The following is a 17176-nucleotide window of genomic DNA, read 5'->3' as shown; positions in this document are numbered from 1 at the left end:
GGAGGCGGAGAAAATCACCACCACGAACAGAACCGTTCCGGAGCCTCGAAGGTGTTCTCGTCGATCTCCGCCGTACCGGCCGACGCGACATGGCCGTCCAGATACGAAATGCCCATGCGGTTGTTGTGCGGGAACGACATCCGGGCAAGATACTCGACGCGGCTGCCGTCGAGGCGGAGCGGATACGCGCCGCCGGTCATCTGCATGTCGACGCCGGTTTCGGTCGCGCCTTCGACCAGAAAGACGACCTTCGAAGCGTTCGGGACCCCTTCGATCCGGTACCATTTGCCGGTTCCCTTCCACGGCCAGTCGCGATTCGACACCCGGTTGTAAGTGCCGATGAGGTCATTGGCCGGCCCGAGCGTCGGACAGGCCCAGACCGACCTGACCCCCGGTGCGAACGGCGTATACTTGAGCCCGTTCATGTTGTAGCACCAGATGTCGTTCCACCACATGCCGCCCATATCCCCCCAGCCGGTCCAGAAACGGGCGGCCAGAATATAGCCGTTGTAATCATTGCAGTAAAGCGCGGAAGCCGTGCCGATCTGCTTCATATTGCTCTGGCAGGTCGCCATGCGGCCGCGTTCACGCGCCTGATTCAGCGCCGGCAGCAGCATCGCAGCGAGAATCGCGATGATCGCGATCACGACCAGGAGCTCAATCAAAGTGAATCTTTTTTTCATCATCTCCATCCTTATCGTTGAAGTTAGAAATCCCCAATCCGCCTCCCGCCGTTCAGCCTCCGATGCCGCCCGGAGTGCGGCAGCTCCGGCGCAGCACCGGTTCGCAGGGCAGGAACTCCTGACAGACCGCCCGGCGCCGCCCCAGCAGAATTTCGACCGCGCGGCGGCCGATTTCCGCCATCGGCTGGCGCACGGAAGTCAATTCGAACAGCGTCGAGTAGTAGTCGGTGTCCCCGAAGCCGGCGACGGATATCTCGTCAGGCACCCGCCGCCCGAGCTTCTTGAGCTCATCAAGCACATTCATCGCAATCAGGTCGTAGCCGCAGAGGATCACGTCGGGCGTCTCCGGCCGGTTCAGAATCTCCCGCAGCTGCCGCCTGCCCTGCTCCGGCAGCGGACCGTCCTCGCTCACGCGGTGCAATTCCCCGTAAACCGGCAGCCCGGCCTCCTCAAGACCGTCGACCGTGCCGCAGAAACGGCGGCTCGAGGAGTAGACCTCCGGAAAGACGCGGATACTCGCAAAACGGCGGAATCCATTGCGGGCCAGCGTCTTTACGAGCAGCCGCATCGCGTTGTAGTCATCCTGTCCGACAAAGTCGCCGCGGATCGCGTTGCGGCGGATCACCGGCGTATCGATCACGACACAGCGCAGGTCATACTCCTCGAACAGATCGAGCAGGCGATTGTTGAGGCCGTGAAAATCGTGGCGGATGAACGGGATGAAGACGACGCCGCTCGTCCGGTTCCGCTTCAGCCGGACGACCGTGCCGCGAACCGCCTCCGGATCCGGCGTGATCGCCATCATGCCGAACTCCGCCCCCTGTGCAAACGCGCTGCGCTGCATGCCTTCTATGGTCTGGGAATTCAGCAGCATGACCTCCGGGTAGAGGAACATGACCGATTTCGGCTCCGTTTCGCGGTTCGCATCGCAGCGGCGGACGATACAGCCGACGCCGTGCCGGTGCTCCACCACACCGCTCTCGATCAGGCGCCGGAATGCGCGGCGGACGGTTCCGCGCGACACGCCGAATTCGCCGGTCAGCTCATTTTCGGTCGGCAGCCTGCCGCCGACCGCGTACTGCGCCACGGCGATCCGTCTGAGCAATTCATCGGCGACTCGTTTCTGGGCATGCATGGCTCCGGCTCCATCCGTTCGGGTTCGTTATTTCCTTCACTCTATATTATGGCAGAATCGGAAACGGATTCCAAGGCGTGAAGATGGAAAAATGCAGAAACAGGACAATTTTGTCCCGTTTTCTGCTCGATTCAACATCCCGTGTCCTGCTTCCGACGCCCTGCCGGAGACAATTGCTGTACCGCCCGGCCCGAAGAACATGCAAAAAAAAATACCGGGAGACCGAACTCCCGGCATGAAACCTCTCCCGTTCCGAACCGCTACTCGTCCTTGCCCCAGAGGACGTCATTGCCGCCGTCGGTGCCGATGGCCCGGTAGTCCTTCCCGTCGACATGACCGTCCACAAAGGCGAAGTTGGCTCCGGCGTTGTTCAGATGCCGCCAGGTGGCGCCGGCCCCCTTCATCATGCCGCCCCGGTCCCAGGCGACCATGTCCGGCCAACTGCTGTTCTTGACGCTGATGTCGAAAATCAGCCCCCTGGCAGAAGGCTGGCGGACCTTGTTGAAGTTGCGGATCTTCACATTTGCAACCGGCGTATCGCCGTTCCCGCCGTTATCGGTCGCCATATAGCCGTTGATGCCGTAATTGGTCGTCTCGACCGTATTGTCGTCGCCGGTCGAAAGCGGACAGCCGAACGGTCCCTTCGGAAATTTCTTCCCGAACTTCGTTTCGGTGAAACACCAGTCCGTCAGCTTCGTATTCGGGGAATAATAGGCCATCAGCGTATCCTGCCATTTTCCGCTGTACGCACCGAAATTGCCGTTGCGCGCCGGAACCACCCGGTTCTGGTCCACATACATGATCATATAGGTCGCAACCTGCTTGAGATTGCTCGTGCATTTGATCTCCTTCGCCCGGTTCCGCGCCTGATTCAATGCGGGCAGCAGCATCGATGCCAGAATCGCGATGATCGCGATCACCACCAGAAGCTCAATCAAGGTAAAATTTTTTATGCGCATGATAACCTCCGTCCCATAATAATTAGTATGTTATGCAGCCGATGCCAGATGTGATCCCTCCAATTCCCTCCTGCTTAAACGGTTGTTGTTTTTTTCCACAAATCCAAGCAGTGTTTGCATTCCTGCATTTCCGGTTTCCGGCTGCTGCTGCATTCGCACCTGCTGCGCAGCACCTGCCGCGTTTTTCAACCGGACAATCAGGCATCTGTCTCTGCTTCACTTATTAATTATTATATGCAAACGGCTTAAAAAAGCAAGAGCCGACGCCTGTTTTCAGGGATTTTTCTCATTTCGTCAACGTCAACAACACCAGGCTCTTCGCCGGGATGGTCAGCTTCGAAAGCGGAACGCCGGTCTCGACCTTCAACGGAGCAATCGCAATCGGACGCTCCTCCGCGCTGTTGTGGCTGTGAAGGTTCGGAGCCGACAACGCCTCCGCGGACTTCAATTTCCAGCTTCCGCCGGAAATCCTGAATTCCGTCGGACGTTCCGTCGTCGGCAGCATGTTGTTCAGCAGCAGATAAAGCGTCTCCCCGTCGGCGGACTTCATCGCGGCGGCGCTGTAACTCTGGTCGGCGTTGAAAGCCGTGTACTCGCCGGTCACGCCGGAAGCGACCACTTCGGAGCCGTAAGGAACCTTTCCCAGCAGCCGGAACAGATCGGTGATGCCCGTGCCGAAATACCGCCCCTTCTCATCTTTATAGATCAGCCCCCACGGACCGGCCGACATATTGTGATAGGTCATCGCCGCGATCTCCGGGCGCGACAGGCAGTAGATGATCCATTCGGCCGTGTCGAGACAACCGATCAGCGCATGGGTCTGATACCAGTTCCGTTTCCAGTTCGGCTCGCTTCCCGGCGGCCATTTCCCGTGTTCGGAGATGAAAATCCGGATCTTCGGATTCGGGCAGGCCGCAATATCCTGCCGCAGGCTCTCGATATACGGAGCGATGGCCGAAGGCGGCATGCCGCGATAGTAGGGGTGGAACGAAATGTAGCTGAGCTCCGGCCCGAGCTCCCGCAGCACGATGCGGTTGAATTCGGGCCACTTCCCCTCCGACCGTTCGTTCCACGGCGCGGTGACCGCGTGCGCCGCGAACTTCGCATCCGGAATCACGCTGCGGATCGCCGCGATGAATTTTTTGCACTCCGCGCTGTAATGCTCCCCGGTATACAGGCTGTTGGCGCTGTAATCGAGCTCATTGCCGAGCTCCCAGATAACGGGTGCGACCGGTTCCCGGAAGCCGAGCCCGATCCGTTTCCTTCCCCAGACGGTATCGGGGCCGCCGGTCAGGAATTCAGCGAGGTCGCGCGCATCCTCCGGCGTCTCGCGCACCATGTTGACGACCCAGACGAATTGAGCCGCCGGGTCGAGCCGCCGCGTCGAGGCGATCCACTCGAGCAGTCCGTACTTCTGCGGAACTTCCGCTCCCCAGCCGATCGTCTTGTGCGGAGCGCGTCCCTCGAAGGGGCCGAGCGTCTTTTTCCATTGGAAAAACTGCGAATCGGAGCCGGCGGCACGGTTCAGCGGCAGCGGAACACCGGCAAGCTCCTTCCGGTAATTCCCGTCGAACGGCGTTCCGGGTTTCGCGGCCTCCGTGTACGGATTCACCCGGGCCATGCCGGGCCAGTCGTAATTCAGCCCGAACATGGCGCCGTCGTATTTCCGGATCACTTCGGCCGGATCGACGGTCACCACGGCAGGCAGACTCCGGTCGGTCACCTGAAGCGGCAGCGCAAGCCTGACGTTGTCGTATTCGGTCCCGGCGCCGGTGTCATCGGCATCGGCGATATCGGCCCGGGTTCCGCCGATGGTCAGGCAGGCTTTTCCCCGGACGCCTTTCGGCGTGTAGTCGCGGAAATGCCAGAGGCGCAGGTTTCTGAGCCATGCGGTGCCGCGATGGTCCTGCAGCGCCCAGGCAGACGGGGAACCTTTGAAATTCAGCACGAGCTCCGGCGTCTTCTTCGTCGCAACCGTAAAACCGCTCTTCGACGAACCGAGCGCATTTCCGCTGCCCGCGGTTTCGGGCAGCACGAAATTATCCGCGATGCCGATCATGGTCAGTTCGATATAGCGGCCGCCCGGAATGTCCGGCGCGAACTCATATTCCCAAACGACGCTGACCTTTTCCGGCGACGCGGTCACGCGGCGGATCACCGTCCCCTTTTCACTCTTCCAGCTCGTCACCGCCGCGCCGTCCGACTGCTCCGCCACCGGTTTGCCGGACATCGGGGAAACGAGCCCCTTCCAGGCCGCATCCATCAGAACGATGTCGTCCTTCAGAAACAGTTCGACGCCGTCCTCTTTGATCTTCAGCCGGTTGTCCGCGCCGTTCTCCACCGTCAAAGCCGCCGGGGCCAGCAGAGGAAACAGCAGCGCCCCGAGCATCGCCAGTCGAATCATGGTCACCTCCGTTCCACATTTTCCACACGATCTATTATATTATGGTTCAAACGTTTTAAAAATGCAAGCATCCGAACAGGAAAAAATGCGGAAAACAGATGAAAAAACGCCGTTCCCGCCTCATATCGAGGGGAAACGGCGCTTGAATCTCCGCAGGAAAACTACACGCAGTTCTTACCGCGCTTGACCCATTCGCGGATCCGCTGGAAAAAGCTGTAGAGCCCCGGAATGAAGACGATGCCGATCAGGGTGGCCAGCACCATGCCCCAGAAGGTCGTCACGCCGATGGCGCGGCGGCTGCCGGCGCCGGCCCCGCCGGCGATCACCATCGGGAAAACGCCGATCACGAAGCTCCACGCCGTCATCAGCACGGCGCGGTAACGCTGCGACGCGCCGGCGAGCGCGGCCTCGAAGACCGATCTGCCGCGCGCCCGCTCCTCCTTCGAGAACTCGACCATCAGGATCGCGTTCTTGCTCGCAAGTCCGACCAGCATGATGAGGCCGAGCTGCGCGTAGATGCTGAGCGCGAGATCCGAATAATAAAGTCCCCAGAAGCCGTTCGGGATCGCCGGCGAATAGTAGATGCCCATCAGACCGCCGAGCGTGGCGACCGCCACCGACGCAATCACCGGAATCGGGATGCTCCACGATTCGTACTGGCCGACCAGGAAGAGGTAGCCGAAGACCAGGGCCAGCAGCATGAGCCCGACGATCTTACCCTCGTTGCCGCGTTCCTGGTAGCTCATATCGACCCAGCTGATCTTGTAGTCCTTGCGGAAAAACTCGTCCTCCTCCATGATCTTCTGGATCAGGTTCATGACTTCGCCGCTGCTCGACCCCTCCATCGCCTGCACGTTGATCTTCGCCGCCATCGACTGGTTGAAGCGTTCGATCTGGCGCGGGCCGACGATCGGCCGCAGCGTCGCGACCGCCGACACCGGGACCATCTGCCCGGCGTTGTTCTGGACCATGATCTGGTCGATGTCGATCAGGCTCGAGCGCTCGTCCGGCTCGGACTGCATCTTGACCTTGAAGCTGTATCCGTAGATGTTGAAGTCATTGATGTAGTACGACGCAAGCTTGCTCTGCAGCGCCGTGAAGATCCGGTTGACCGGAATCCCCATCGCCTCGGCCTTGGCGCGGTCGAGATCGAGGAACAGCTGCGGTGAACTCGCTTCGAACGAGCTGAACGCATAGGCGACCTGCGGCGACTGTTTCTTGTCGTTCAGGATTCCGAGCATCCGGTAGAGCGCCTGCTCGAGCTCCTGCGGAGTCTGGTTGCCCGTCACCTGCAGCATGAAGGTCACGCCGCCCGTCGCGCCGAGCCCCATGATCGCCGGCGGCTGGAAGACGTTGATGAGCGCGGTCGGAATGCTCAGCCCGGCCGCATTGACCTTGTCGCGGATCCGGTCGATCTGGAGATCGCGCGTCTTGCGCTCGCTCCAGTCCTTCAGCGTCACGATGCCGAGTCCGACGTTCTCACTTTGTCCGCTCAGGAACGAAAAGCCGCTGACCATGATCAGATCCTTCACGCCGTCGATCTTCCTGACCTTTTCGTAAAATTCGTTCATGGTCTCGTCGGTGCGGTGCAGCGTCGCGCCGGGAGGCAGCTGAATGTCGCAGAGCAGCGCGCCCTTGTCCTCCGGCGGCAGGAACTGCGTCGGCACCTTCTCGAAAAAGAACAAATTCAGCCCGAGCACAATCAGGAACAGCGGAACCATGATGATCGCCCGCCGGACCAGGATTCCGGCAAAGAACAGATACCATTTGCGCGATCCGTTCAGGAAAATGTTGAACCCGGAGAAGAAAAAGCCCCTGCGCGGATTCGGCTTGCGCAGGATCAGCGAGCAGAGCGCCGGGGAAAGCGTCAGCGCGTTGACCGTCGACAGGCACAGCGCGATGCACATCGTAACCGCGAACTGCATATAGATCGTGCCGACCATGCCGCCGTAGAAGCCGATCGGGGCGTAGACGGCGACGGTCACCAGCGTGGTCGCGATGATCGCGCCGGTGATCTGCTGCATGGATTTGATGGTCGCCTCCTTCGGGGAGATATCCTCCTCCTCGAGGATGCGCATGCAGTTCTCGACCACCACGATCGCGTCGTCCACCAGAGAGCCGATCACGAGAATCAGCGCGAACATGGTCAGCACGTTGATCGTGAAGCCGAGGGCGATCATGAAAATGAACGTGCCGATGAGCGACACCGGAATCGCGAGAGTCGGAATCAGCGTCGCGCGCCAGTCCTGCAGAAAAAGATAGGTGATGCCGACCACGAGCAGCAGCGTGATGATCAGCGTGTCGACGATCTCGTTCATGGTCGTGCGGATGTATTCGGTCGGGTCGTAGCCGAGCTCGAATTCGACCCCTTTCGGCAAACGCGGCCGGACCTCTTCCAGAAATGCGTTGGCCTGGTCCACGACCTCGATCGCGTTTGCGTCGGTATTCCGGTAGATCGCCAGCGCGATCGACAGCCGGCCGTTCCACTTCGCCTCGGCGGAATAGTTTTCGGAGCCGAGCTCGATCCGCGCGATATCGCGCAGCCTGGTCTGCCGCCCCTTGTCGCCGACCTTGACCACGATGTCGCCGAACTCATCGACGGTGGTCAGGCGTCCGAGCGTATTGATCTTGAGCTGCAGATAATCGTTCGCGTACTCCGCGCCGACAGTGCCAACCGCGGCCTGCACGTTCTGGTTCTGGACCGCGGCGGCGATGTCCTCCGGCGTGATGCCGAGCGCCGACATGCGCAGCGGATCGAGCCAGATGCGCATGCTGTAATTCCGCACGCCCATGATTTCCGCGTCGCTGATGCCGTCGATGCGCGACAGCCCGTCGCGCACGTTCATGCGGACCCAGTTCGACAGCTCGAGATCCGACAGCGTCGAGCCGTCGGTCGTGAACGAATACATGGCGAGGATGTCGCTCGACCGCTTCTTGATGTTGATGCCGAGCGCCTTCACCTCCGAAGGCAGCGACGGTTCGGCGCGGCGGACGGCGTTCTGCACGTTGACCTGCGCGATGTCGGTGTCGGTGCCGGGCTCGAAAGTGATCGTCAGCGAATAGCTGCCGGCGTTGCTCGAAGTCGATGAAAAGTAGATCATGCCCTCGATGCCGTTGACCTGCTCTTCGACGACGGTGGCGACCGTATTCGCGATCACCTCCGCCGATGCGCCGGGATAGCTGGCCGAAACCATGATCGACGGCGGCGCGATTTCGGGATATTCCGCCACCGGCAGCCGGAAGATGCAGATGGCACCCGCCAGCACCGTCACGATCGAAATGACGAATGCGAGCTTCGGACGCTCAATGAAAATTCTCGAGATCATTCCGTATTCCTCACTTCTTCCGCTGCTCGTCCCTGACCGGGAACGGCGTGATCACGGCTCCGGGACGGACCTTGTTCGTGCCGCCGACGATCACCGTCTCCCCGGCCTCGGCGCCGGAGCGCAGAAGCTGCATGCTGCCGACCAGCGGCCCGGTCTCGACTTCGCGGCGGACCACCTTGTTCTCATTGTCGACGATATAGATGTAATTGCCGTTTTCGCCGGTCATGACGGCCGACAGCCGGACCGCCGGAAACGCCTTTTCGGCCCGGCGCGACAGAACGACCGTGACGAATCCGCCCGGAATCAGCTGCCCCTCCTCGTTGTCGAACGCGGCCCAGATGGTCAACGTGTTCGTGCCGAGGTCCACCTTGTTGTCGATGAAGGCGACCGTGCCGGGCGACTTGTAAGTGGAGCCGTCGGAGAGCATGATCCGGATGTTCCCGGTCTTCTTCAGCGTCTCCGCGTTCCCGAACAGCGACTGGTAATCGCGCTCGCTGATCGCGAAGTTCGCATAGATCGGCGAAGTCTGCACGATGTCGGCGAGCTTCTCGCTCTGCGGCGTCACGTAGTTGCCCTGCGTATAGGTGACCCGGCCGATCCGGCCCGTGATCGGCGCGTAGACCTTGCAGTACGACAGATTGTTCTCGGCGTCGAGCAGAGAAGCCTCGGCTTCGTGCAGCTTCGCCTTGGTAAGCGAGTAGAGCCGCTGGGCCTCGTCCATCGTGCTCTGCGAAACCGCGCTGCTCTCGCGCAGCGTCTTCTGGCGATTGAAATTGTCCTCGGCGTACTTGAGCTCGGCCTTGATCTGGTCGAGCTGCGCCTGCGCGCTCAGAACCTTCGCCCGGTAAGTCGTATCTTCGAGTTCGAACAGCAGATCGCCCTTCCTGACCAGGTCGCCCTCTTTGAACTTGATCGAGTTGATGTACCCCGAAATGCGCGCGCGCAGCTCGACCTCCTCGATCGCCTCGAGGTGGCCGACGTATTTCTTCCCGGCCGACTCCGAGATGCTTTCGACCTTCTCGACCGGAACCACCGGCGCGGGCTGTGCGGGCGGAGCCGCCTGCAGGCCGGCCACTGCGGCCAGAAGCGCCGCGACGGAAATCAACGTGCTGTTTCTCATTTTTCTTCCTTGCTTACGGTTTCGATATATTGATAAAAATCCGATAAATTCTTTTCCAGCATCTGCCGGTCCGCATCGGGGAACCGGTCGAAAAACAGTTCGGAGAGCTTCGTGAAATACGCATGCCCGTTCCGGAACTTCTCCGCCCCGTATTCGGAGAGGCGGATGCGGACCGCGCGCCGGTCTTCCGGCGACGGGCGCCGCTCGAGCAGCCTCTTCCGCACCAGCGCCTCGACCTGAGCCGAGGCGGTGCCGCTGCTCAAGCCGGCCGCGTCCGCGAGCGCCTTGAGCGTCACGCCCTCCCGCTCCCGGCGGGTCAGCTGCCGCACATGGCGCAGAATCCGCTGCTGGCTGATGGTCAGCTCCAGAAACGTCTCCGTCTCCGCGGCCGACCCGAGTTGAACCGCCCTTTCACGCATGAGACCGGCGATTTCGAAGATCAGCAGCCAGAACGGCCTGTCGCCGTATTCACCCTGTTTCATGCAATCCGTTCAATCCTGTTTTCAGACAACAAACCGTATAATATATCATTGCCTGCTTTATTTGCAACTCCTAATTACTTCATTTTTCAAACTTTCATGGTTCTCAAACAGCCGGATTGACCGGCGCAGCTTCCGGGGTTATATTAATCGGATCGACCTGGAGGAAATATCATGTTTGCGACGCTTCCCGCCTGGCTGCCGCCGATCCTGCTGTCGGCGTTCGGCCTCGGTTTTTACGACCTGTGCAAAAAACACGCGGTCAGGGACAACCCGATCATGCCGGTGCTGTTCCTCGCGACGCTCTGCGGCAGCACGTTCTTCGTGCTGGCCGTCGTCGTCACCGGGGAACTCGGCAGCGTCCTGTTCTGCGGAACGCGCACATGGCTGCTGACCTTTGCGAAAGCGCTTCTGGTGGCGGCAAGCTGGAGCTGCGTCTATTACGCGATGCGCGAACTGCCGATCAGCATCGTCGCGCCGGTCCGCGCCACGGCGCCGCTCTGGACGTTCCTCGGCAGCCTCTTCCTGTTCCGTGAAATCCCGACGCCGCTGCAGGGGATTGCGATGCTGGTCATCTTCGCCGGCTACTATCTGTTCTCGGTGATCGGCAAACAGGAGGGAATCAGCTTCCTGCACCACCGCGGCGCACACATGGTGCTGCTCGGAACGCTGCTCGGCTCCATCTCGGCGCTCTACGACAAATACCTGCTCGGAACGCTGGCGATTCCACGCGAAACGATGCAGTTCCACTTTTCGGTCGACCTGGTCCTGATTCTCGGAACCGCCTGGCTGATCCAATCCCGGTTCGGGAGCGGCGCGCGCAAATTCACCTGGCGCTGGAGCATCCCGGCAACCGGTATGCTGCTGATCATCGCGGACTGGCTCTATTTTTACGCCCTGAGCCTGCCGGATACGCAGATTTCGATCCTGTCGCTGCTGCGCCGCTGCAGCTGCGTGGTGACGTTTGCGGTCGGCAGCTTCTGCTTCCGCGACAAAAACATCAAGGTCAAGGCGGCCGCGCTCGCGGCGATCCTCGCCGGGGTCGTCATGCTGGCGCTGGCGAAATAACGCGCCCTGAAGCCCCATCGCAGGGCAGAGTTTCAGACGGACTTAACGGGCAGACCATGATTGGATTCCGGTCTGCCGCTTTGTCCGTGCGCTCAGCGCGAGGCGCGGGCGCGGCGCTTTTTGAAATCCTCGAATTCGGCGAGCGTGCCGGGGAAGTCGGTGATCTTCCCGTCGGCGATCTCGATGATGCGGGTCGCGAGACTGCTGATGAATTCGCGGTCGTGGCTCACGAAAATGATCGTGTTCCTGTAGAGCGACAGCGCGTAGTTCAACGCTTCGATCGACTCGAGGTCGAGGTGGTTGGTCGGTTCGTCGAGCGCGAGGACATTGCCGGCCTCGAGCATCATCTTCGCGATGACGAGGCGCGCTTTCTCCCCGCCGGAGAGAACCTTGACCGGCTTGTTGACTTCATCGCCCGAAAAGAGCATCTTGCCCATGAACGAACGCAGCTCCTGCTCGGTGAGTCCTTCGCGCGGAGCGAAGCGGGCGAGCCAGTCGATGGCGCGATCCTCCATGCAGAGGATATCCGACGCATCCTGCGGAAAATAGCTGAGCTCGACGGTATCGCCGTGGATGACGTTTCCGGCGCACGGCTCGATCAGCTTCAGCAGGATTTTGAGCAGCGTGGTCTTGCCGACGCCGTTGGTGCCGATGATGGCGATTTTCTCCGCATTGCCGATGACCGGGCTGAAATTTTCAAAGAGCTTCACGTCATAGCTCTTGGCGAGCTCGACCCCTTCGATGACCTTCTCGCCGAGCCGGGTCTGGGGAGTGAAGCGGATGAACGGGGAAACGCGGCTGGACGGCTTGATCTCCTCGAGCTGGATTTTATCGAGCTCCTTCTGGCGGCTGGTGGCCTGCCGCGCCTTCGAAGCGTTCGCGCCGAACCGGTTGATGAACTCCTTGAGCTCGGAAATGCGGCTCTCCTTGCGGGCATTTTCGCGGCGCATCTTCTCAAGAGCGATCTCGTTCGCGGTCATGAAATCGTCGTAGTTGCCGGTGAAGAGGCGGATCTCCTGATAGTCGAGGTCCGCGATGTTCGTGCAGACTTCGTTCAGGAAGTAACGGTTGTGGGAAATGACGATGACGGTCCCCTTGTGATTCTTGAGCAAATTGCAGAGCCAGTCGATGCTGCTCATGTCGAGGTGGTTGGTCGGTTCGTCGAGCAGCAGGATATCCGGGTTGTAGAACAGCACCTGCGCGAGCAGGACCCGCAGCTTGAAGCCGCCGGTGAGACTCGAAAGCGGCTGGGTATGCTTCTCCTCCGGGATGCCGAGGCCGACCAGCAGTTTGGCCGCATCGGCCTCCATGGTGTAGCCGCCGGCGTCGGCGAAAAGACCCTCGATATCGTTGGCGCGGTCCTCTTCCTCCGGAGTCAGGTCGACCTTGCTGTAAAGATATTCGCGCTCCTGGTGAATCTTCCAGAGCTCCTCGTTGCCCATATAGACGACGTCGAGGATCGGGACGTCCTCGTAGTCGTAATGGTTCTGCTTCAGAAAGCCCATGCGGCAATCCTTGTCGATCGAAACCGTGCCGGTGGTCGGCTGCTGCTGGCCGGAGAGGATCTTCATGAAGGTCGATTTGCCGGAGCCGTTCGCGCCGATCAGGCCGTAACGGCTGCCCGGCGTGAATTTCACCGAGACGTTTTCGAAAAGCGTCTGCTGGCCGAAGCGCATGGAAATGTCGGAAGCTGCGATCATCTGGTGTGATTCCTCAAGTTATTTGTTTTCCATAAAAAACATACATCCGATTAATATAGCTCTTCCTCCGACGATTTTCCAGCTTCCGGCGAAGAATTGAGCAAAAATGAAAAATCCGCGTTTTTTTCGCCGCCCCTCTTGACATTCCCCGGCCTGTTTGGTATAATTAATGTGGTTTAACGATTAGTTTCACAGCCTCGCATCCATCCCGGTCAGAGGTCCGATGCAGCCGGGTTTAACGATTAGTTTATCGAAAAATGGAGATTTCACGATATGAAGCGGGTTTGCCTGAAGGACGTGGCGGAAGCGGCGGGGGTGTCGGCGGTGACGGCGTCGATCGTGCTGAACGGCGGCAGCACGCGGAGCCGGGCGCGGGTCGGCGCCGCGCGGCAGGAGGAGATCCGCCGGATCGCGGCGGAGCTCGGCTACCGGGCAAGCGCGGCGGCGCGGATTCTGAAGTGCAAGGAGCTGAACGACATCGGGCTGCTGTTCTTCGAAAATGCGCAGAATATCCGCGAACACGTCGGCTTCACGGATCTGAACATTCAGTTCACGCGGACCTGCCGGGAACTCGGAATCCGCTGCCAGGTAGACTGGTTCGACTCCCTGCACCACCCGGACGAGCTGCCGGGGCTGCTGACCGACGGGCTGGTCGGCGGGCTGCTGATCGCCGGGAATCCGAACGGGGAGTCGGAACGCTTCCTGCGCGAGCAGTGCCGCATGCCCTTCGTGCGGATCGAGGAGCCGGGGGAATACTCGGTCATGTTCGACCCTGCTCCGGCGCTGCGTGAAGCGCTCGAATACCTGGCCGCGACAGGCCATCGCCGGCTCGGCTTCGTCAACGGTCCGGCACGCTTTCAACGCTACCGGCACATCCGCGGGATCGTCGCCTCCGAGACGGCCCGGCTCGGCATGGAGTCCCCGCAGGAGTTCTACTACGAAGCCGAGCCGTACGAAGATTTCTCAGTCGATGCGGTGCTGGCCGAACGGAGGCTCATGGACTGCGGAGAACCTCCCGATGCGGTTCTGGTCAGCAGCGCCGTGCTCGGCAAGGCGTTCGTGAGCCTCCTGCAGCAGCGGGGGCTGCGCGTGCCGCTCGACGTCGGCGTCGTCTGCTTCGAGGCGACCGACTGGGATGCGCTGAAGTTCGTGCCGCGGCTCACCGCAGTCGAATACGATTATACGGAAATCGCCGCGCGCGCCGTACGGATGCTGCAGGAACTCATGAAGAGCGGCACAGTCCGGGAGCCGCGGCTGCTGGTCCCGGAACGCTTCACGGTGCGGGATACCGTAATCGACCGGCGCGGCAGGAAACAATAACAAAGAACGAAAGGCGGGCACCATGAAACGGAAACATTTCACTCTGATCGAACTTCTGGTCGTTATCGCAATCATCGCCATTCTCGCGTCGATGCTCCTGCCGGCACTGAACCGGGCGCGGGACCGTGGAAAAGACATCAAATGCATCAATAATCTGAAGAATATGGGAAATGCCTTTCAGTTTTATGCCGCTGATTTCGAAGATCGCTTTCCTATTCCGCAACTCGGTCCTGGGGAATACAACAAAAACTACTGGGTGCTCGGTCTGAAGCCGTATATCGCCAAAACTAAAGTTTCCGGGACGGAAAACTACGGTGAAATCCTGATCTGCCCACGCGATATGCAGGAGATTCGGATCGTGGGTTACAATCCCATGACCAACTATGCCATCAACGGCCACATCGATCCCAGCGACGCCGGAACAAAGCTGAGGAAAGTAACCAGCTGCCCAAATCCGAGCACGCGGGGACTGGTCACGGATTTTAAGTGTCAGACCAATAAAAGCTGCCTGTGGCGGCGCTGGGAAAATCCGCTGATCCGCTTCGACTTCCGTCATGGAGAGGCCATCAACCTGCTCTTTGTCGACGGACACGCATCACGATACAGCGACAAAGGCCAAATCAGTACTGAGCAAAACAACTGGAATGCTTCGATGACCGGGACAGCAACTTTCGGCGGCTGGTAAAAATTTCCATCATTCCGAAATATGAAAGGATCTGCAATGAGAACATTTTTCGCCGTTTTCACCATTCTCAATTTCATGTTCGCAATCCATGCTGCCGACATTGCCATGTGCGACAACTACCAAACCGATTTCGACAACCTGAAGTCCGGCGGGATCTACCTTCAGGAGTTCTGGAGGGTGGATGACTGGCGTTATCAGGCGCAAAGCCTGGCCGTTGTCGGACACAATGGTGGAAAAGCGCTGAATGTCACGGCCAAAAACGGCCATCATGCCCGGATCTACATCACACCACGCCGCTCCGGCGGCGGCAGTGTCTCATTCGATTTCACTCCCGGCAACGGAATCTGGACCTTCTTCGGTTTCAAGCCGGAAAAAGCCAAGTGGGACGAATTTCAGGCGGCCCTGCTTTTTCCGCCGGCCTCTGACGGCAAGCTCTACCGGCTGGCCGACGGAAAAAAAGCGGAACTGCCCGGAACAAGCTTTTCCGCCGGCTCAACCTGCCGCGTAACCCTCGCTTATCGCTACGGGAATGGTAAAGGCATATACCGTTTCTCGGTCGAAGCCCCAAATGAAAAAAACTGCTGGCGTTCCGAATGGCTGCCGTTTGAAACCGCAGCCGATCGTCCAGTCGGCATTTTCGAAATCCGCAGCATCGAATGGAACAAGCCCGAATCCGCAAGCAACGGTATCGTTGATAACTTCATTTTTGAAGGCGACCGCTCGTTTGCCAAGCCGGAAATTCGCAGCAGCCGCTTCAGCCACCTGTTCCGCCGCGGAGAGCCGGTCGGTCTGAATGTCTTCATCACCGCCGGAGAGATTCCGCTGAACACCGCAGCCACCGTAACAGTGACCGATGCTTATGGAAAAACGGTTCACACTCAAACAGAACCAGTGACAGCCGCAACAGGCAAATCTATCCGGTTTCCCGTCGAAGTTCCATCCGAAAAACTGGAAAAGCTCGGTCTTTACCATGCTTCGCTGAATATCGGGGGAGACCACCCCGTTTCTGCCGAATCGACATTTGGCATTCTTACCGAAACTGCCGGGGACTGCACATCGTTCGATTCTCCATTCGGTGCATTCCTCTACCCGCTTGATGGCACTCTGTACGCGGAATACGGCCCCGATTACATGCGTCTCGCAGTACAGCAGATGCGAGAGCTCGGCATCCGCTGGGTCCGCTGTAATTTTCACTGGTACAGCGTCGAACCCGAAAAAGGGAAGTTCCACTGGGGAAAGATGGGAGAACTGGTCGATGAACTTTACCGGCAGGACATGCACGCATTCGCCGAACTCGTTAATACGACACGCTGGGCGACCAGCCGCAACAGCGAAGCCGGCGGTTCGGTCGATACCGGCCGCGAATGGCAGAGTGTCGCACCGCGCAATTTCGCGGACTGGGAAACTTTCTGTGCCCGTACTGCAGAACGGTTCAAAGGGAAAATCAAAGTCTACGAAATCTGGAATGAACCCGGAGCACCGCGCAATGGAAACAGCAATGGCTTCTGGCGCGACTCCTCGGAAAATTTCATTGAAATCATCAAACATGGCGCCGAGGCGATCCGTTCAATTGATCCGGAAGCAAAAATCATGGTCTCCGGTTTTCGCGCAGTTGATGCCGGCAGACATTTTGAAAACTTTGTCGAACGGGTTCTGCCGCAGGTGATTCAGGAAATCGACATCATCAGTTTTCATCACTGGGGCTCCGATGCCTGGAGTCCGAAAATTTACGATCTGAAACGGCTGATGAAGGAGTATGAACGCGAGCTGCCATACTGGGATTCCGAAGGGCCCGGCGCCGGAAAAACGCCGGACTGCATCAAGAACTTCATCTGGACCTGGAGCATGGGTGCGGAAAAAGTATTCCCGTTCATTTACAATCTTCCGCGTTATCCGGACCGGAGCCTCGTCAATCCGGATTATACGCCTACCCCCGGAACCATGACTTTCGCAACCATGACCCGCTTCCTCGCCGGGCTGAAGCCCGAGGGACAAGTTAACGCCGGTCCCGCTGTCCGCGCCTTTTCATTCTCGAACGGCAAACGGCGAATCGTCGCGGCGTGGTCCGAGCTGCCGGACAACCGGCCCGCCACGGCAACTCTCTCCGGACTCATCGGCGGCTTCGACCACTACGGCAATCCGCTGGAGGCAGTGAAAAAGGGCAGCTACGGCCGCAATTCGATTATCATCGGAGCTGCTCCGTGCTTCCTGGAGCTGGACTTTGACGGCCTTGATCCGCATGCAGCAGCACAAAAGCCATAAATCACCTTCCGAGCCAAACGGCGGCCGTTGACAAC

At 59.5% G+C, this 17176-nt stretch carries 13 protein-coding genes; 4 read left to right on the top strand and 9 right to left on the bottom strand.

Annotated elements, in window-relative coordinates:
• Nucleotides 1-14: 14 nt before the first annotated feature.
• The 8 genes from FYJ85_RS24080 to FYJ85_RS15315 form a co-directional block, all read right to left on the bottom strand.
• Nucleotides 15-686: a prepilin-type N-terminal cleavage/methylation domain-containing protein gene (locus FYJ85_RS24080; RefSeq protein WP_268878768.1), complete on the bottom strand. Its 672-nt coding sequence runs from the start codon at nt 684-686 to the stop codon at nt 15-17.
• A 49-nt stretch (nt 687-735) separates the two neighbouring features.
• The gene (locus FYJ85_RS15340) at nt 736-1818 is read right to left on the bottom strand and encodes a substrate-binding domain-containing protein (protein ID WP_154419411.1); all 1083 of its coding nucleotides are present in this window, start codon (nt 1816-1818) and stop codon (nt 736-738) included.
• A 260-nt stretch (nt 1819-2078) separates the two neighbouring features.
• Nucleotides 2079-2777, bottom strand: coding sequence for a type II secretion system protein (locus FYJ85_RS15335; RefSeq protein WP_154419410.1), 699 nt, complete (start codon nt 2775-2777; stop codon nt 2079-2081).
• Between the two features lie 30 nt (nt 2778-2807).
• On the bottom strand, nt 2808-2930 hold the full coding sequence (locus FYJ85_RS24075; RefSeq protein WP_268878767.1) for a hypothetical protein: 123 nt from the start codon (nt 2928-2930) through the stop codon (nt 2808-2810).
• A 133-nt stretch (nt 2931-3063) separates the two neighbouring features.
• Nucleotides 3064-5181, bottom strand: a complete 2118-nt coding sequence (locus tag FYJ85_RS15330; RefSeq protein WP_154419409.1) for a hypothetical protein — start codon at nt 5179-5181, stop codon at nt 3064-3066.
• 161 nt (nt 5182-5342) lie between these two features.
• Nucleotides 5343-8507, bottom strand: a complete 3165-nt coding sequence (locus tag FYJ85_RS15325; RefSeq protein WP_154419408.1) for an efflux RND transporter permease subunit — start codon at nt 8505-8507, stop codon at nt 5343-5345.
• A 10-nt stretch (nt 8508-8517) separates the two neighbouring features.
• Nucleotides 8518-9627 (bottom strand): efflux RND transporter periplasmic adaptor subunit, encoded by a 1110-nt coding sequence (locus tag FYJ85_RS15320; protein ID WP_106053387.1) that lies wholly within the window; start codon nt 9625-9627, stop codon nt 8518-8520.
• A complete protein-coding gene (locus FYJ85_RS15315) occupies nt 9624-10109 on the bottom strand; it encodes a MarR family winged helix-turn-helix transcriptional regulator (protein WP_158703972.1) in 486 nt (161 codons plus the stop codon). The genes FYJ85_RS15320 and FYJ85_RS15315 overlap by 4 nt, the downstream gene beginning before the upstream one ends.
• A 171-nt stretch (nt 10110-10280) precedes the next feature.
• Here FYJ85_RS15315 and FYJ85_RS15310 point away from each other — a divergent pair, with 171 nt between their 5' ends.
• A complete protein-coding gene (locus FYJ85_RS15310) occupies nt 10281-11174 on the top strand; it encodes an EamA family transporter (RefSeq protein ID WP_154419407.1) in 894 nt (297 codons plus the stop codon).
• A gap of 92 nt (nt 11175-11266) precedes the next feature.
• On the opposite strand, the gene FYJ85_RS15305 is transcribed toward FYJ85_RS15310, so the two are convergent.
• Nucleotides 11267-12874: an ATP-binding cassette domain-containing protein gene (locus FYJ85_RS15305; RefSeq protein WP_106053389.1), complete on the bottom strand. Its 1608-nt coding sequence runs from the start codon at nt 12872-12874 to the stop codon at nt 11267-11269.
• A gap of 273 nt (nt 12875-13147) precedes the next feature.
• On the opposite strand from FYJ85_RS15305, the gene FYJ85_RS15300 reads away from it, so the two are divergent.
• The 3 genes from FYJ85_RS15300 to FYJ85_RS15290 are packed head-to-tail and all read left to right on the top strand — an operon-like array spanning nt 13148 to nt 17141.
• Nucleotides 13148-14194, top strand: coding sequence for a LacI family DNA-binding transcriptional regulator (locus FYJ85_RS15300; RefSeq protein ID WP_106053390.1), 1047 nt, complete (start codon nt 13148-13150; stop codon nt 14192-14194).
• Nucleotides 14195-14216: 22 nt separating this feature from the next.
• On the top strand, nt 14217-14879 hold the full coding sequence (locus tag FYJ85_RS15295) for a prepilin-type N-terminal cleavage/methylation domain-containing protein (protein WP_106053391.1): 663 nt from the start codon (nt 14217-14219) through the stop codon (nt 14877-14879).
• Nucleotides 14880-14915: 36 nt separating this feature from the next.
• A complete protein-coding gene (locus tag FYJ85_RS15290; RefSeq protein ID WP_158703973.1) occupies nt 14916-17141 on the top strand; it encodes a beta-galactosidase in 2226 nt (741 codons plus the stop codon).
• Nucleotides 17142-17176 lie beyond the last annotated feature (35 nt).

The sequence above is a fragment of the Victivallis lenta genome, assembly GCF_009695545.1.
In the GTDB taxonomy this organism is placed as follows: domain Bacteria; phylum Verrucomicrobiota; class Lentisphaeria; order Victivallales; family Victivallaceae; genus Victivallis; species Victivallis lenta.
Note: the sequence above shows the minus strand (reverse complement) of the source record. Positions and strands in the feature narration are given on the sequence as shown.